The sequence below is a fragment of the Desulforudis sp. DRI-14 genome, from assembly GCF_052618305.1.
Genome location: NZ_JBQXEZ010000004.1, coordinates 62,537 through 76,099, shown reverse-complemented (window position 1 = coordinate 76,099; position 13,563 = coordinate 62,537). Strand labels below are relative to the sequence as shown.

Here is a 13,563-nt window from a genome sequence, read left to right as displayed (position 1 = left end):
TCCCTCTTCAGCGTTGCGGCGCGAACCGCCTTACCTTTTCCTCGGTAACCACGTAGTCCAGGGGCCAGTCGTGGGAACTCGGGTACACACTCCCGCACACCTGCCACTCGTAGCCCAGCCCTATCGTAACGGCCCCGCGCGCCAGGCGGGTCATGAACCGGTCGTAGTACCCCTGCCCGAAACCGAGGCGGTAACCCTCCCGGTCAAAAGCCACCCCGGGGACGATGAGGCACTCCAGCTCTTCCGGCGGCAAAACGGCTGAACCGGGGTCCGGTTCCGGTATCCCGTAGGCGCCGGTCTTTAAAGCACCCGGGTATTCCAGCACCTGCCGCGGGACCATCAGTTTCTTTTCCGGAACGGTTGCGGGCAGGGCCACTCTCTTCCCTCCATCCAGGGCAAGCCTGATCAAAGCTCCGGAGTTGACTTCGTTACGCACAGCGACGTAGGCCATGAGGCTTCGTGCCCTGGCAAAGGCCGGCAGGGCCGCCACCCGGCGGCAAATGACGGCGCTCTTGACCATCGCTTCCCTGGCCCCCATCGCCTCCCGCCGCGACAGAAACTCCCGGCGAAGCGCTTCTTTGTCGTTGCTCAAAGTGTACGCACCTCTACGCCGAACTCGTCGGCCAGGTTTTGGACGCTCCAGCCGCGCAGGTCCCTTCCCCGGTAATCGAAAGCCCCGGCGGGCAACAGAACGAGGTCAGGCCGGCATCCCGACGCGATCCTCCGGCGGAGGGCCTCAGCCAGGTCTTCGACCACCAACAGCCCCGCACAGCCGATCGTACCGCCGAAGAAACGGTTTTCGACCGCCTGCACCTCCATCCCATCCATCCCCGCCGCCCGGCAGGCCATTTCCAGCAGCGGCGCGGCCAGGGTTCCGGTCAAGACCAGGACTCTCCCCGGGGACTGTTGAAAAACTTGGCCCGCCAGTTGGGAAGTGTGATCGCAAATGCGCCGGGCGGCGCTCATTATAAGCTTAAGGTCCCGGGGGTCGACGTCATGTTCAAAGACAAGCCCCGCGGAACGCCTCGTTCCCTTGCGCAACTGCACGCGGAAAGTTTCATGGTCCCTCTCGACCTCGACAAGGGGGTCGGCCGCACGCCAGAGCCGCCAGTAGGCGTCGGCCCTTGATAAAATCCGGTCGCCTGCGACCCGGCGGACGACATCCCCGCTTCGCAGCCCGGCCTGCGCGGCCGGCGAAGAGGGGATGACCCCGGTGGCACGGGGGACCAGGTCCCTGACCTGTGCGGGCTCGACGAGGAGCGGGACCGAAATCTTATCTCTGATATCTTCCAGAAAACTCGAAACCCTTGTCCAGAGGTCCTCGGGAATCCTGCCCTCCCCGGCGGCGTAACGCGTGTGGCCCGGCAGGAACACCCTGACCGTCTGGGCCCCGTGCGAGGCCAGGTAACCGATGGTCCGTTCGAGGTCGTCCCATCCCGTGACGTGGGGCATGGCCACGATGCTCCCGTGAAAGGGGATGCCCGCCCCGGCCAGAAGCTCCACCGCCCGCACGGCCCGGAACGGCTCGCGGTCGCCCAGGAGGATCTCCCTTATACGGGGATCGGCACTGTTCAACGACAGGCAGACCGTCAGAGGCCGAAGCCCGGCGAGCACGTCGACGGCCTCCCGGTCCAGCCTCGTCCCGTTGGTGGTGACTTGGACGGGGGTGGCGGGAAAGGCCCGGCGGAGAGACCTGAACACCCTTACCCAGTGCGGGTGAACCAACGGCTCGCCCTCGATGATGCGCGTCGCCGACTCCCCGATCACCACCGGGCGGGAAGGGTCCAGCCACGCGAACAGCTCCTCTATTTCCTCGGGGCTTAAGGACGGCACCCTGAACACTTCCAGCCCGGGCGGGTTCTGCCGGTGGCTGCAAAAAAGACATGCGAGGTTGCAGGACGAAGTCAGGGGCAGGATGTTGCTCTCCTGCACCGTCCGCATGATCAACGCCCGGACGTACCCGTTCCGGTCGCCGCGCAACTCTTCCATAGTTTACCGGCAGGAGCCGAGCCCGAGCCCGGCGTCGGCGTTCAACGTAAGCGGGGCGAACTCCCCCGCCAGGTACTTATAATACCCTACGGCCGCCACCATCGCCGCGTTATCGGTACAGAGCACGGGCGGAGGGACCGTCACTTGAAAACCGGCCCGCGCGGCTCTTTCCTCCAGGGCTTCCCGGAGCGCGCCGTTGGCCGCCACTCCCCCGGCCAGCGTGATCCGCCGCGGCTGGTACGCTTCGGCGGCGGCCATCACCTTGTCGACCAGCACGTCGGTGACAGCCTTTTGAAAGCCGGCCGCCACATCGGCGGTCACGACTTCCTTCCCCTCCCGGCGTGTTTTTTCGAGAAAGGTGATAACCGCCGTCTTTAGACCGCTGAAGCTGAAATCGTAAGTCCCTTCCTCCAGGTAGGCGCGGGGCAGGACGACGGCCTCCGGGTTCCCCAGGCGCGCCAGCCTCTCGACGGCCGGACCGCCGGGATAACCGAGCCCCAGCACCCGGGCCACCTTGTCAAATGCTTCTCCGGCGGCATCGTCCCTGGTCCTTCCCAGCAGATGGTAAGAGCCGTGGCGCTCGACCAGGAGGAGGTCGGTGTGCCCGCCCGAGACGACCAGGCAGAGGAAGGGAAACGGCAGCCGGGGATCGACGAGAAAATTGGCGTAGACGTGGCCCTCCATGTGGTTGACCCCGATCAGCGGGATGTTCAGGGCAAAGGCCAGGGTCTTGGCCGCCATCAGCCCCACGAGGAGGGAACCGGCCAGGCCCGGCCCGTTGGTTACCGCCACGGCGTCAAGATCGTTAAAGCCGACGCCGGCCCCCGCGAGGGCCTCGGCGATGATGGCGTTGATGGTCTCCAGGTGCCTGCGGGAGGCGACCTCCGGGACCACCCCGCCGAACCTGGCGTGCAGGTCGACCTGCGAGGAGATGATGTTCGAAGCGACGACCGTCCCGTCGATAAGCACGGCCGCCGACGTCTCGTCACACGAGGTTTCGATCCCCAGGATAACCACGCCCATCTAACAACCTCCGGTTGGCTGTCAACACTCGGCATTCGGCACTCGGATTCACCGGCAGCAACACCGGCTTTAGATGAATCCTATCCGAATGCTGAACGCTGAATGCCTAATGCTAGTATTCTAGCAGATCGGGAGCTTTTTTCCAAAACTTCTCCATTTCTTCTCGTTCTCCGGTTTCCCGAAAGTTTGGCCGGCAACGGGGAAAGCTAACCGCAACAGGATGCGAAAGGAGGGATAGCATGACAGCCGAAAAACGGAAAAAGAGCAAGAAAACGTACGACATCGAGGCCAAGCCCGATCTTATGGGCGCCGAAATAGGGACGGACGTGATCCAGGATGTCGCGGGCACCAGGGCTACCGTCCTGGACAAAGTCCGGAAGTAATGGGACTGTTGAAAAGCTTAAAGCCCCGGGTTTTTCAGTGGCCTGAAAAGTAACCAATCGCGTTGGTCTGTAGGTATCAGAGGCTGGAAAAGTGCGAAAGTAAACAACGCAGAAAGGTAAGGCGAAGATAACGGCATGCCGTCCCAGAACAAAAAGAACAAGAAGCGCCCGGCGAATCCGGAAAATCCCGCTGACCTCAACCCGGATTACGTGGAGGGTCACGCCACGCAAACGAAGCTGTTCGACCCACCCGCCACCGTTAATAGCACTAGGCTATAGGCGTTAAGCCTTCGGATCGTTAAAGGGGATTTGGCTTTGCCAAATCCCCTTGTCCTCAATAGCCCTTCTTAACGCTTAATGCTTAATGCTTAATGCTTAACGCCAAACACTGCCCAATACCCAAGTATACTTACGACCGGGAACAAAGTTCACGAGTTTAGCAAGAAGGACCTGATGCTAGCCCACTTGGCCAGAACATCCGGCACGGGCGGTACGACCTTGTTCAGCTTTTCAACCAGCGTGTTGATGACCGTCAATCTGCGGTGGCCTTTCGGCGCACCGGCCTCAGCAACAAGAGCGTCGAGGTGTTCCAGCAGAAACCGGCTTAAAGAAACGTTGGCTGCCAGCAGTTCATCCAGCAGGAGGCGAAACTCGGCGGCAACATCCCCGTGGCCGCCTTTCTTGAGGGTGCGGATGCTGGCGTAGAGGGCCGAAATATACCCGGCCGCATCCTGTGCCCCTCCCGGGGCTTCCCCCTCCGCCGCAACGGCCCGCAGGCCGCCGTGCTCGTCGAGGGCCTGCCCGGCCCCGGGCAAAAGCCGCACCCGCTTCAGCTCGTCGTGATAGTTGTACTCCGGGACAATCAAGCCCTTGGTCTCCAGCGCCAGGGCAACCCTCTGTAATTGGTCTTCTTTGAAACCCTGTTTCCGTATTTTCTTGACGGGGATATCGATTTCCGAGACGTCCGCCTCGGGATGTTCACGGGCCAACTCTTCCAAGGCCTTGAAACAAAACGACAAGAACAGGGCTTCCTGATTGCTTATCTCCATGCCGCTTGTCCCTCCTTTTCCCTATTTTAACCCGGCAAAGAAACCCAAGAAAAGAAGTTAATAAAAAAGAGGGTGCATTTGATTATTAATCAAAAAATATTGCTTTTTTTTGCCGTTTGGAGTATACTAGTTCTGCCTCTAAGGTTCCAACATCCAGGCTTGCCCGGGGCTATCTCTCTCGGTGGGGAAATGCTGGTGACTGGTGTGGCCCGTGGTGTGACTTTGGAGAGACTAATGTTTTCAAGGAGAGATAGTTTGGTGTTCGAAGACAAGACACTGCAGTGTAGGGACTGTGGAGCGGAGTTCGTGTTTACCGCAGGTGAACAGGAATTCTACGCGGAAAAAGGGTTTGAGAACATGCCCGCGAGATGCCCGCAGTGCCGTGCAGCCCGTCGGAACAGCCGGAGAATGTCCGGCGGAATGGGTAACGGACCCCGTCAGATGTACCCCGCTGTATGCGCCCGCTGTGGTGCCGAAACCCAGGTGCCGTTTGAACCGACCGGCAGCAAGCCTGTCTACTGCATGGAATGCTTCCAGGCAAACCGTTCAAGATCAAATTACTAATTCGGTACTGAACGCGACTTCCAGGCCAGTGTGAAGAAAAACACTGGCCTTTTCTTTTAAGGCTGGTTATCCAGGTACGCGCCGAGGCTTTTGCCGCAGCGAACGTTGGGGAGTGAATCAAAAATACGCAGTGAGCCGGGGAACCCGGCACTCAATTGACACAGCGTCAGCCCCAATGCGTCGGATACTTTTCTTTTTATACTAGCTCGGATCCGGGCTGGTATTGCTTATTCAGTTGAGTGCCGGAGTGTGAAGGAATGCCGAGGAAGGACACAAGCACTTAATAATCAGAGGTCGAGGTAGATCGTCCGCGTCGCCTCATCCCAGTGAAGGCGCCTGGCTTTAACGGCCTCGGCGAAGGACCTGATCTCCATGTAACCTCGCCCCTCGATCAAAACCACCGGTACACTGGTGGGCTGGCCGTTCAGGACGAGACGCGGCGGCAGAGGCGGGGGCGGAGCGTTGTACTTTTTCTTGACCTGCTCCAGCGGGAAGAGCTTTCCCGGGCAGAGCGTGGCCTGGAATTCACCGTGCCCTCCGACCGTCAGGTTGGGCTTTAAGTCCTTCAGGTAGGGCAACAACAGGTCGAGAGACTGCATCTGCGCCAGGGTCGGCGGTCTGCGCTCAAAATGCCCTGCGAAGCACACCCCCCAGGAGCGGTCGTTATAGCCAAGCGTATGTGCTCCCCGCGTGGCAAGCGGCCTGCCGGCCTGGATAATGCCGTCCTGCTTGATGAAGAAATGATAACCGACCCCGGCCCAACCCCTTTCCTGGTGCCAGCCGTGGACGGTCATAACGTCAAGCCGGGGATCATCCGACGCGGCGTGGTGGATAATGATATACTCCACCGCCTGCAGGGACATGGGCTCGAGCGGACCTTTAAAAGTGCCTTTAAACTCCTCGACGGGCGGCTGAGTCATATCTTGTTCGCCTCCTCCAAAATTCATGTTGCACCGGTTGTTTTTCTTCCATCCTATGCATGGATATTATTGGACGGTCCAGTCCGTTTCTTTATAAACTACTACGCAGGGCTCGAACCCCAATCTGCGGCGACCGGATAAGATCCTTGGCGTGAATGCGGCAAGGGAAGCCCTGCCGGTTGAATTGCGGTTGGAATAGCGGCTTGCTGCAAGCGCCCGACGAATATTAGAATGAAAAAAAAACTTTGCGCCGAATCCGGGTTTTAGCTATCCCAACAGCTAACTTTCCCGCGATTTCAGTTCCAGGTATGCGCCAAGAACCGTCAATACCCGCAGTTATCCGCTAAAAGCCGGATGGTTGCGAGTATTTGTTTTTGGCGCCGATGTCGCAACAAAGGCAGAGGCGGTCACCCAGGACACGCTGCCGGCGTCAGCCGTTCCAAATTACTGCTTGACTGAAGGGGGGATGGCAAGTGTTGAGAATCGGGGAAAAAGTCATTCAACAAGGTCTCAACTACCTGGCCCGTAATCCGGAACATAACCTGGGGTCACTGCTGGACTGGGCGGAACGCCTGGCCCTTAAGGATAAGCACAAGCAGCAAATCCGCCTGGCCCGGGAAAAGCTTTCCGACCCGGAAAGTAACTGGTACCGACTCGCCTGCCGCGTGCTGCGCGAGGTGCAGCCGAAAAGCAGGGACTGCCTGGTGCGCAACTTCTTTATCAATTCCTGGTTTCACGGCATCCCGCGGCAGCGGGAGGTCTCGGAACGGGAAGGTTTCAATGTCCCCTACACCATTCTGATCGACCCGACGGCACGGTGCAACCTGCACTGCCTGGGGTGCTGGGCCGGGGACTACAACCAGCGGGACGAGCTGGACCTGGCGACCCTGGACCGCATTCTGGCCGAGGCCCGTGACCTGGGGATTTACTTTATCGTCTACTCGGGGGGCGAGCCGCTTTTACGCCGGAAAGACCTGCTGACCCTCGCCCGCAAGTACAACGACATGGTTTTCCACGCATACACCAACGGCACCCTGGTGGATGCGGACCTGGTCCGCGAACTCGCCGAGGCCGGCAACTTCACCCTCGCCTTCAGCGTGGAAGGTTTCCGGGAGGCTACGGACTCCCGGCGGGGGCAGGGTGTTTTCGATCGGGTGATGGAAAGCATGGACCTGATGCGGGCGGCCGGGCTGATCTTCGGTTTTTCAGCCACCTACACCCGCCGCAACACCGAAGAGCTGGCGTCGGACACCTTCATCGACCTGATGGTGGAGAAGGGATGCCTGTTCGGCTGGCTTTTCACCTACGTGCCCGTCGGGAAGGACGTGGATAGGACCCTAATGGCGGCGCCGGCGCAGCGCGAGCTGATGTACCGCAAGGTGCAGGAGTGGCGCGAGACCAAACCGGTCGCCGTGTTCGATTTCTGGAACGACGGGGAGCTCACCCAGGGCTGCATCGCCGGCGGGCGCCGCTACTTCCACATCAACGCGGCCGGGGAAATCGAACCCTGCGCCTTTATCCACTATGCCAGCGGAAACATCAAGAACATGTCGCTGGCGGACGCCCTGCGTTCGCCTATCTTCCGGGCCTACCAGAAACGGCAGCCCTTCAACAACAACATGCTGCAGCCCTGCCCGCTGATCGACAACCCGCTGGCCCTGGCCGAGATCGTCCGTGAATCGGGGGCCTACCCGACCCAGGTACACGCCACGGACGCGGTCGAAACGGCCGAAGCGCTTTTGGACTATGCCGAGCAGTGGGCGGAGCGGGCGCGCACCCTGAACACCGAGACCTAACGTTAAGAGGTTGATGTGGGAAGTCAGAAGGGCGATGCTTTTCAACGTCCTCAGGGGGTGGTAAGTCCTTGTTTCCACATGATAATCGCATCTTCGTCGTTGTCCTGGTAGTAGCCCTTGCGGACGCCTGCCTCAACGAACCCCAGGCGGGCGTAAAGCTGTCGGGCCACGGTATTGGAAGGGCGCACCTCGAGGGTCATGCACCTGGCCCCGCGGGCCACGGCGCGGCGCATTAATTCGAGCATCAACGCTTTCCCGATCTTCATCCCCCGGTAGTCGGGGTGTACGGCCACGTTCGTGACGTGGGCCTCGTCGAGGACCATCCAGGCGCCGCCGTAACCGATGACTTTGCCCTCGTGCACGGCCACGACGTATTCAGCCAGATCGTTGTAAAGGATCTCGAATTCAAAGGTCTGCCTCGGCCAGGGGGTGGGGAAGGACTTTTTTTCTAATTCCTCAATGGCGTCGAGGTGCTCGACCCGCATGGGTTCGAAAGTCACCCGCATCTGCTGTCCTCTCCCTTGCGGCCCCCCTGCCACGTCAACTCGGCCTGGGATTTGCGCAGGTATCGGGCCGCCAGTGTCAACGGGTCATCTTTATCTCCCCTGCCCAATCGTTCCTGACCCATCAGCGCGACCGTTATCCCGCGGGGCTGGTGGAAAAAAAGAGGTGCCGTCGTTACGGCCAGCCCCTGAGCGGCAAGCTCCCGTACGTACAGGGGGGCGGCTTCGCCGACGCATACCACCGGCCCCAGGGTAGCCGCCAGCAGCTTGCTGAGGCCGTTAACGTCGACGTTAACGGGACCGAGGCCGGGACTGGGCTTGCCCGCGTAGACAGCCGCATAGACCTCCTTCTTGCGGGCGGGAACCATCGCGCAGACGGCGTCGCGGCAGTGCTGTACCAAAGGGAACGCCAGGACGTCGAGGGAGCCGACGCCGGCGACAGGGACGTCCAGGGCCTGGGCCAGCGTCTTGGCCACGGCCAGCCCGATACGGAGCCCGGTAAAGGAACCCGGCCCCGCCGAGACGGCGATCCCAGCGAGGTCGCTCGGAAAAAGGCACAGGTCCTCCAGGAGCCCGGAAATCAGGGGCAGGAGCTTGACGGAGTGAATCCTGGCCCCGGTCAGCGACCTTTCCCCCAAAATGCGCGATCCTTCAACGAGCCCCACGCTACAGACGGGCCCGGAGGTTTCAATCCCCAACACATACAACCCTTTTCAACTCCTCCACCAGTTGCTCGTAACGTTGGCCGCGGGGCATGAACCGGAAGAGCCGGCTGTTTTCCCCCGTACGCTCGACAGTTATGTCGAGGCGCTCCCCGGGTAGCGTTTCGGCTACCCTATCGGCCCATTCGATGAGCGTAACGCCGTCACCTTCAAAGTATTCTTCATAGCCCAGAAAGTTCATTTCATCGGCGTCTTCGAGGCGGTAAGTGTCAAAGTGGTACAGCGGCAGGCGGCCGCTATACTCGTTAATGATGGTAAAGGTGGGGCTGGTGACTGATCCCCTGACCTGCAGCCCTTTGCCTATGCCCTGGGCAAAGGTCGTCTTGCCCGCTCCCAGCCCGCCCTGGACGGCCAAGACGTCGCCCGCCGCCAGCAGGCTGCCGAGGCGTTCCCCCAGCGACCGCGTCTCTTCGGGTCCCGCGGTCGTAACCTCAAAAAAGTCGGTCATTCCATGTCCCTTCCATCCGCCGGAAAATGGCTGTAACCCCCGGGCCGCAACTCCCGCAGCCCGTCGGGCGTCTGCAGCAGCCGGCGGCCGTCGGCGGTGATCTTCCCTATCCAGCAGCACGAAAGGCCGGCTTCCGTCATCAGCCCCTCCAATTCCCCGCCGGTCTCCGGGGAGGCCGTGAAGAGCAGCTCGTAATCCTCGCCGCCGTACAACACCCATTCCATGGGGTCCATCCCCGTAACCCGGGCCAGCTCCGCCGCCGCGGGCGCCACGGGCAGGGCGGCGGCCTTGACGACACACCCTACGCCGCTGGCGTCGCAGATGTGGCCGAGGTCGGCGGCCAGCCCGTCGCTTAAGTCGGCCGCGGCCGTAACGCAGCCGGAGCCGGCGAGGATGGCTCCCGCGGCCAGCCTGGGTTCGGGGCGCAGGTGGGCCTTCCTGAGCGTGTCCGCGATAGCGGGCGGCAGGTTGCTAACCGGGTGCTGCAGGAGATGGAGACCTGCGCCGGAAGCACCCAGCGGCCCGGTCACCCCGATACGGTCCCCCGGGCGGGCGCCCGACCGGTACAGCACGCCTTCCGGGGCCGCCTCGCCGATTACCGTCAGGTTGATCACAACGGCTTGGGGGCTGCGCACGGTATCGCCCCCAGCCAGGCTTACCCCCCAGCGGCCGGCGGACTCCAATAATCCGGCATAAAACTCGTCGATGCCCTCCACTTCTGTTGAGGGAGGCAGGCCGAGGGCGATGACCGCCCACAGCGGGCACCCGCCCATGGCGGCGATGTCGCTCACGTTGACCGCCAAGGCTTTATGGCCGAGGTCCCGCCAGCCGGCGTAAGCGGTATCGAAGTGCACTCCTTCGACCAGCATGTCGGTCGTCACGAGCAGGGTCCTGCCTCCGAGGCGCAAAACTGCCGCGTCGTCACCGATGCCTTTAATCACGCCCGGTCCGGCGGTTACCCGGCCCGCCCAGCGGGCGATCAGGCCGGACTCCCCGATCTCACCCAAACGCATAAGCGCTACCTCATCTGAACCCCGAATGCTTAATGGCGAACACCGCATTGAACCCTACCCGCACCCATAAGCTCCTGCATTGGGCATTGAGCGCCCAGTGCCCAGCGCTTAATCAGCACTTCTCCGGTTTTTTGTTCAAGTAATCCGCGACCAGCTTCATGGCGCAGAACTCCCCGCACATCGTGCATTCCTCCTGGGCGGGCTCCGGGTTGCGCTGTCCCCGGTAGCGCCTGGCCTTTTGCGGGTCGATCGCCAGTTCGATCTGGCGCTCCCAGTCAAAGGACTTCCGCGCCCGCGACATGGCACGGTCCCAGTCCCGGGCACCCGGGACGTTTTTGACGATGTCCGCAGCGTGTCCCGCGATGCGTGCGGCGACGACCCCTTCACGCACGTCCTCGAGCGTGGGCAGGCCCAGGTGTTCGGCGGGGGTCACGTAACAGAGAAAATCAGCCCCGGCCGCCGCGGCGACGGCGCCCCCGATCGCGGAGGTGATGTGGTCGTAACCCGGGGTCACGTCGGTGACCAGGGGCCCGAGCACGTAGAACGGGGCGCCCTTGCAGAGGACCTTCTGCAGCTTAATGTTCATGGCGACCTGGTCCAAGGGCACGTGCCCTGGACCCTCGACCATCACCTGGACCCCGCGTTCCCAGCAGCGGTCGACCAGTTCGCCCAGAACCAGCAACTCCTGGATCTGCGCGCGGTCGGTGGCGTCATCCAGGCACCCCGGGCGCAGCCCGTCCCCCAGGCTCAAGGTCACGTCGTAGGCCAGGCATATGTCCAGGAGACGGTCGAATTGCTCGTACAAAGGGTTTTCGCGCCCGTGATGGAGCATCCATCCGGTGAGCATCGAACCCCCGCGACTAACGATGTCGGCGATACGCCCCTGCCTGCGCAACCTCGTTATCGCCTCCAGCGTCACCCCGCAGTGGACCGTCATAAAGTCCACCCCGTCCGCAGCGTGTGCCTTGATGACGTCAAAAAGCTCGTCGGGCGTCATGGCCACGATGCTGCCGTGGCGCGCCTTGGCCTCTACGGCTGCCTGGTAGATGGGCACAGTACCCACCGGCACCGGGCAGCGGGCGATGATCTCCTTGCGAATCTCGCTCAGGTCGCCGCCCGTGCTGAGGTCCATCACCGCGTCGGCGCCCGCCTCCAGCACGGCCTCCAGCTTGGCCAGTTCGTCGGCAAGGGACCTAAAACCGGTTGAGGTCCCGATATTGGCGTTCACCTTGGTCCTCAGGCCCGCGCCTATACCCCGCGCTTTCAGTCCGCGGTGGTTTTTGTTGGCGGGGATCACGACGCTGCCGTCGGCCACCCCGAGGCGTATGCTTTCAACGTCGACCCGCTCGTCGGCCGCCACCTTTTCCATCTCGGGGGTGATCCTGCCTTGACGGGCCTGGAGCATCTGGGTCATGCCTGTTCTGCCTCCCTTCAGTCCTTGCAACATTCAGAAATTCTTCTTCGATAATGGCGCAGAGTTTGCCGGTTGCCGCAGCGATATCGGCCGCCCCGAAACAGGCGCGGACGACGGCCAGCTGCCGGGCGCCGGACCGGACGACCGCACGGGCGCTGGCGGCGTCGATGCCTCCGATGGCTACGAAAGGAATACTTACGCGACGCGCCACGGTTCGCACGAGGTCCAGTCCCACCGCCCGGTACTCCGGCTTGGTGGCCGTGGGGTAGACCGGACCAACACCTATGTAGTCGGCTCCGCCCTCTTCAGCCGCCAGGGCCTGCTCCAGGCTATGGGTGGAAACGCCGATGATGAAACCGGGTCCCGCCACCTGCCGGGCGTCCGCAAGAGGAAGGTCGTCCTGCCCCAGGTGGACCCCGTCGGCCCCGCAGGCCAGGGCGATGTCGAGGCGGTCGTTGACGATAAACAATAAACCCATCTCCGCGGTGAGTTTCCGCAACTCGCGCGCGAGGGGAAGGATCTCGCCGGCCGGCGCCTCCTTCTCGCGCAGCTGGTAGATGTGCGCGCCTCCCCGGACGGCCTCGCGGACGGCCTCGAGCAGGGAGCGCCCCCCCGTATCCGCCCTTCCGCCAATGACGTACAGCCCAGGCCTTGAAAGAGCGGCCCTGCGGGCCTCGGCCGCGAATTCCTTTTCAAGGGTATAGGCTTTGAAGCGTATCTCCTTCAGCGCGTGGGCCAGTTCCCCATCAAATGTTCGGGCCAGTTCCTCGAGGACCCTGACGGCCTCCTGGACCCTCTTCCAGTTGGGCCCGGCCAGGTCGCGGCGGGGCCGTTCCTCGACCTCGCTGGCCGTGCAGTCCCCGGCGGCGTCGCGGGCAAGGAGGAGGGACCGCCGCCCGCCGGGAAACCTTGCCTCCAATTCGGAAAGCCGGTGGCGGAGATCCTTGACCCGGAGGGTCAGTTCCCGGTCGTTAAAAACAAACCTCGCCGTCTCCTCGGCCACGCGGAGGCCCTCACGGGCGCGGTTGAAGTTGACGTCGGCGATCCTGGCCCACTCAAACACGCTGACCACTCCCCAAGCCCGGTACTCAGCACTCGGCAATCAGACCCGAAGGTTATTAAAACAGCAATTCCCGTACGTCCCGGCACTAACTAAAGGGAGTTCAGTTACAGGTGGGTCTAATATCTGTTTCTCAAAGACTAACGGTTAGCTGTAAATGTAATGATCTTTAAGTTAAGTGCCGGGGAGTCCAACAACCAACTACTGACTACTGGCTACTGCAGAATCCGCAAGGATTCTGCCCGCAAGGCATGTTTCAACTAGTGTACCACAATTTACTTTAATTAGTCATTGTACCGCAGAACGTTGGGGCTGCAAACCAAGACCCTCAAACAAAAGCGGCCCCGGGGGGGGCCGTTTAAAGAAAAGTATAAGTGCGGTAAAGCGTCGGCCGGCCTAACCGCCGAACAGGCGCTTCCACAGCCGTCCCAGGAAGGACTGGGACCCGGGTTGGGGCTGCGGCTGCGGTTCGGGTTGTGGTGTCGGCTCGGCTTTGGCGGAACTCGATACTGCCTGAGTTATTTCATTCTTCGGAGCGGAATGGCGGGCAATCATGTCGGCGATGTTGCGGTCGATCATCTCTTTATAGTTGACGGTCATAGCTCACCCTCCTTACCAGAATTAACGATATAAGCGAGGGCTCTTGCAAAGACTATACCGTTTCCATTACTATAACATA

General features: G+C 61.7%; 15 protein-coding genes. 3 read left to right on the top strand and 12 right to left on the bottom strand.

Going from position 1 to position 13,563, the window contains the following annotated elements:
* Window positions 1-7: 7 nt before the first annotated feature.
* Genes ACUM6F_RS04315 through tsaD form a run of 3 tightly spaced genes read right to left on the bottom strand, consistent with a single transcriptional unit; the run spans window position 8 to window position 3,012 of the window.
* On the bottom strand, window positions 8-592 hold the full coding sequence (locus ACUM6F_RS04315; protein ID WP_425621071.1) for a 5-formyltetrahydrofolate cyclo-ligase: 585 nt from the start codon (window positions 590-592) through the stop codon (window positions 8-10).
* Window positions 589-1,989, bottom strand: coding sequence for a DUF512 domain-containing protein (locus ACUM6F_RS04310; protein ID WP_445348486.1), 1,401 nt, complete (start codon window positions 1,987-1,989; stop codon window positions 589-591). Before ACUM6F_RS04310 ends, ACUM6F_RS04315 begins: the two co-directional genes overlap by 4 nt.
* 3 nt (window positions 1,990-1,992) lie before the next feature.
* Window positions 1,993-3,012, bottom strand: a complete 1,020-nt coding sequence (tsaD, locus tag ACUM6F_RS04305) for a tRNA (adenosine(37)-N6)-threonylcarbamoyltransferase complex transferase subunit TsaD (protein ID WP_425621069.1) — start codon at window positions 3,010-3,012, stop codon at window positions 1,993-1,995.
* Between the two features lie 239 nt (window positions 3,013-3,251).
* On the opposite strand from tsaD, the gene ACUM6F_RS04300 reads away from it, so the two are divergent.
* Entirely contained in the window at window positions 3,252-3,395 is a 144-nt protein-coding gene (locus ACUM6F_RS04300; protein ID WP_425621068.1) for a hypothetical protein, read from the top strand.
* A gap of 428 nt (window positions 3,396-3,823) precedes the next feature.
* Here the strand turns inward: ACUM6F_RS04300 and ACUM6F_RS04295 are convergent, their stop codons facing one another.
* Window positions 3,824-4,444: a hypothetical protein gene (locus ACUM6F_RS04295; protein ID WP_445348485.1), complete on the bottom strand. Its 621-nt coding sequence runs from the start codon at window positions 4,442-4,444 to the stop codon at window positions 3,824-3,826.
* 189 nt (window positions 4,445-4,633) lie between these two features.
* Here ACUM6F_RS04295 and ACUM6F_RS04290 point away from each other — a divergent pair, with 189 nt between their 5' ends.
* Complete coding sequence (locus ACUM6F_RS04290) at window positions 4,634-5,008, top strand: zinc-ribbon domain containing protein (protein ID WP_426377697.1); 375 nt, start codon at window positions 4,634-4,636, stop codon at window positions 5,006-5,008.
* Between the two features lie 287 nt (window positions 5,009-5,295).
* Here ACUM6F_RS04290 and ACUM6F_RS04285 read toward each other — a convergent pair whose 3' ends face one another.
* Entirely contained in the window at window positions 5,296-5,928 is a 633-nt protein-coding gene (locus tag ACUM6F_RS04285; protein ID WP_445348484.1) for an N-acetylmuramoyl-L-alanine amidase, read from the bottom strand.
* 473 nt (window positions 5,929-6,401) lie between these two features.
* On the opposite strand from ACUM6F_RS04285, the gene ACUM6F_RS04280 reads away from it, so the two are divergent.
* Window positions 6,402-7,724 carry a radical SAM protein gene (locus ACUM6F_RS04280; RefSeq protein ID WP_445348483.1) on the top strand — a complete coding sequence of 441 codons (1,323 nt, stop codon included), beginning with the start codon at window positions 6,402-6,404 and terminating at the stop codon, window positions 7,722-7,724.
* A 50-nt stretch (window positions 7,725-7,774) separates the two neighbouring features.
* Here ACUM6F_RS04280 and rimI read toward each other — a convergent pair whose 3' ends face one another.
* From rimI to ACUM6F_RS04245, 7 genes are all read right to left on the bottom strand, one after another.
* Window positions 7,775-8,230, bottom strand: coding sequence for a ribosomal protein S18-alanine N-acetyltransferase (gene rimI, locus ACUM6F_RS04275; protein ID WP_425621063.1), 456 nt, complete (start codon window positions 8,228-8,230; stop codon window positions 7,775-7,777).
* A complete protein-coding gene (gene tsaB, locus ACUM6F_RS04270; protein WP_445348482.1) occupies window positions 8,221-8,928 on the bottom strand; it encodes a tRNA (adenosine(37)-N6)-threonylcarbamoyltransferase complex dimerization subunit type 1 TsaB in 708 nt (235 codons plus the stop codon). The genes rimI and tsaB overlap by 10 nt, the downstream gene beginning before the upstream one ends.
* On the bottom strand, window positions 8,915-9,397 hold the full coding sequence (gene tsaE / locus ACUM6F_RS04265) for a tRNA (adenosine(37)-N6)-threonylcarbamoyltransferase complex ATPase subunit type 1 TsaE (protein WP_445348481.1): 483 nt from the start codon (window positions 9,395-9,397) through the stop codon (window positions 8,915-8,917). The genes tsaB and tsaE overlap by 14 nt, the downstream gene beginning before the upstream one ends.
* Window positions 9,394-10,410 carry a thiamine-phosphate kinase gene (gene thiL, locus ACUM6F_RS04260; protein WP_445348480.1) on the bottom strand — a complete coding sequence of 339 codons (1,017 nt, stop codon included), beginning with the start codon at window positions 10,408-10,410 and terminating at the stop codon, window positions 9,394-9,396. The genes tsaE and thiL overlap by 4 nt, the downstream gene beginning before the upstream one ends.
* A gap of 112 nt (window positions 10,411-10,522) precedes the next feature.
* A complete protein-coding gene (gene thiC, locus ACUM6F_RS04255; protein WP_445348479.1) occupies window positions 10,523-11,824 on the bottom strand; it encodes a phosphomethylpyrimidine synthase ThiC in 1,302 nt (433 codons plus the stop codon).
* Complete coding sequence (locus tag ACUM6F_RS04250) at window positions 11,742-12,896, bottom strand: thiamine phosphate synthase (RefSeq protein ID WP_445348478.1); 1,155 nt, start codon at window positions 12,894-12,896, stop codon at window positions 11,742-11,744. The genes thiC and ACUM6F_RS04250 overlap by 83 nt, the downstream gene beginning before the upstream one ends.
* A 384-nt stretch (window positions 12,897-13,280) precedes the next feature.
* Complete coding sequence (locus ACUM6F_RS04245; RefSeq protein ID WP_445348477.1) at window positions 13,281-13,484, bottom strand: hypothetical protein; 204 nt, start codon at window positions 13,482-13,484, stop codon at window positions 13,281-13,283.
* Window positions 13,485-13,563: the final 79 nt, after the last annotated feature.

Bases quoted from the DNA above. Each gene is read 5' to 3' on its own strand.
- ACUM6F_RS04310 (WP_445348486.1), bottom strand. From the start codon at position 1,989: ATGGAAGAGTTGCGCGGCGACCGGAACGGGTACGTCCGGGCGTTGATC.
- tsaD (WP_425621069.1), bottom strand. From the start codon at position 3,012: ATGGGCGTGGTTATCCTGGGGATCGAAACCTCGTGTGACGAGACGTCG.
- ACUM6F_RS04300 (WP_425621068.1), top strand. From the start codon at position 3,252: ATGACAGCCGAAAAACGGAAAAAGAGCAAGAAAACGTACGACATCGAG.
- ACUM6F_RS04295 (WP_445348485.1), bottom strand. From the start codon at position 4,444: ATGGAGATAAGCAATCAGGAAGCCCTGTTCTTGTCGTTTTGTTTCAAG.
- ACUM6F_RS04290 (WP_426377697.1), top strand. From the start codon at position 4,634: ATGCTGGTGACTGGTGTGGCCCGTGGTGTGACTTTGGAGAGACTAATG.
- ACUM6F_RS04285 (WP_445348484.1), bottom strand. From the start codon at position 5,928: ATGACTCAGCCGCCCGTCGAGGAGTTTAAAGGCACTTTTAAAGGTCCG.
- rimI (WP_425621063.1), bottom strand. From the start codon at position 8,230: ATGCGGGTGACTTTCGAACCCATGCGGGTCGAGCACCTCGACGCCATT.
- tsaE (WP_445348481.1), bottom strand. From the start codon at position 9,397: ATGACCGACTTTTTTGAGGTTACGACCGCGGGACCCGAAGAGACGCGG.
- thiL (WP_445348480.1), bottom strand. From the start codon at position 10,410: ATGCGTTTGGGTGAGATCGGGGAGTCCGGCCTGATCGCCCGCTGGGCG.
- thiC (WP_445348479.1), bottom strand. From the start codon at position 11,824: ATGACCCAGATGCTCCAGGCCCGTCAAGGCAGGATCACCCCCGAGATG.
- ACUM6F_RS04245 (WP_445348477.1), bottom strand. From the start codon at position 13,484: ATGACCGTCAACTATAAAGAGATGATCGACCGCAACATCGCCGACATG.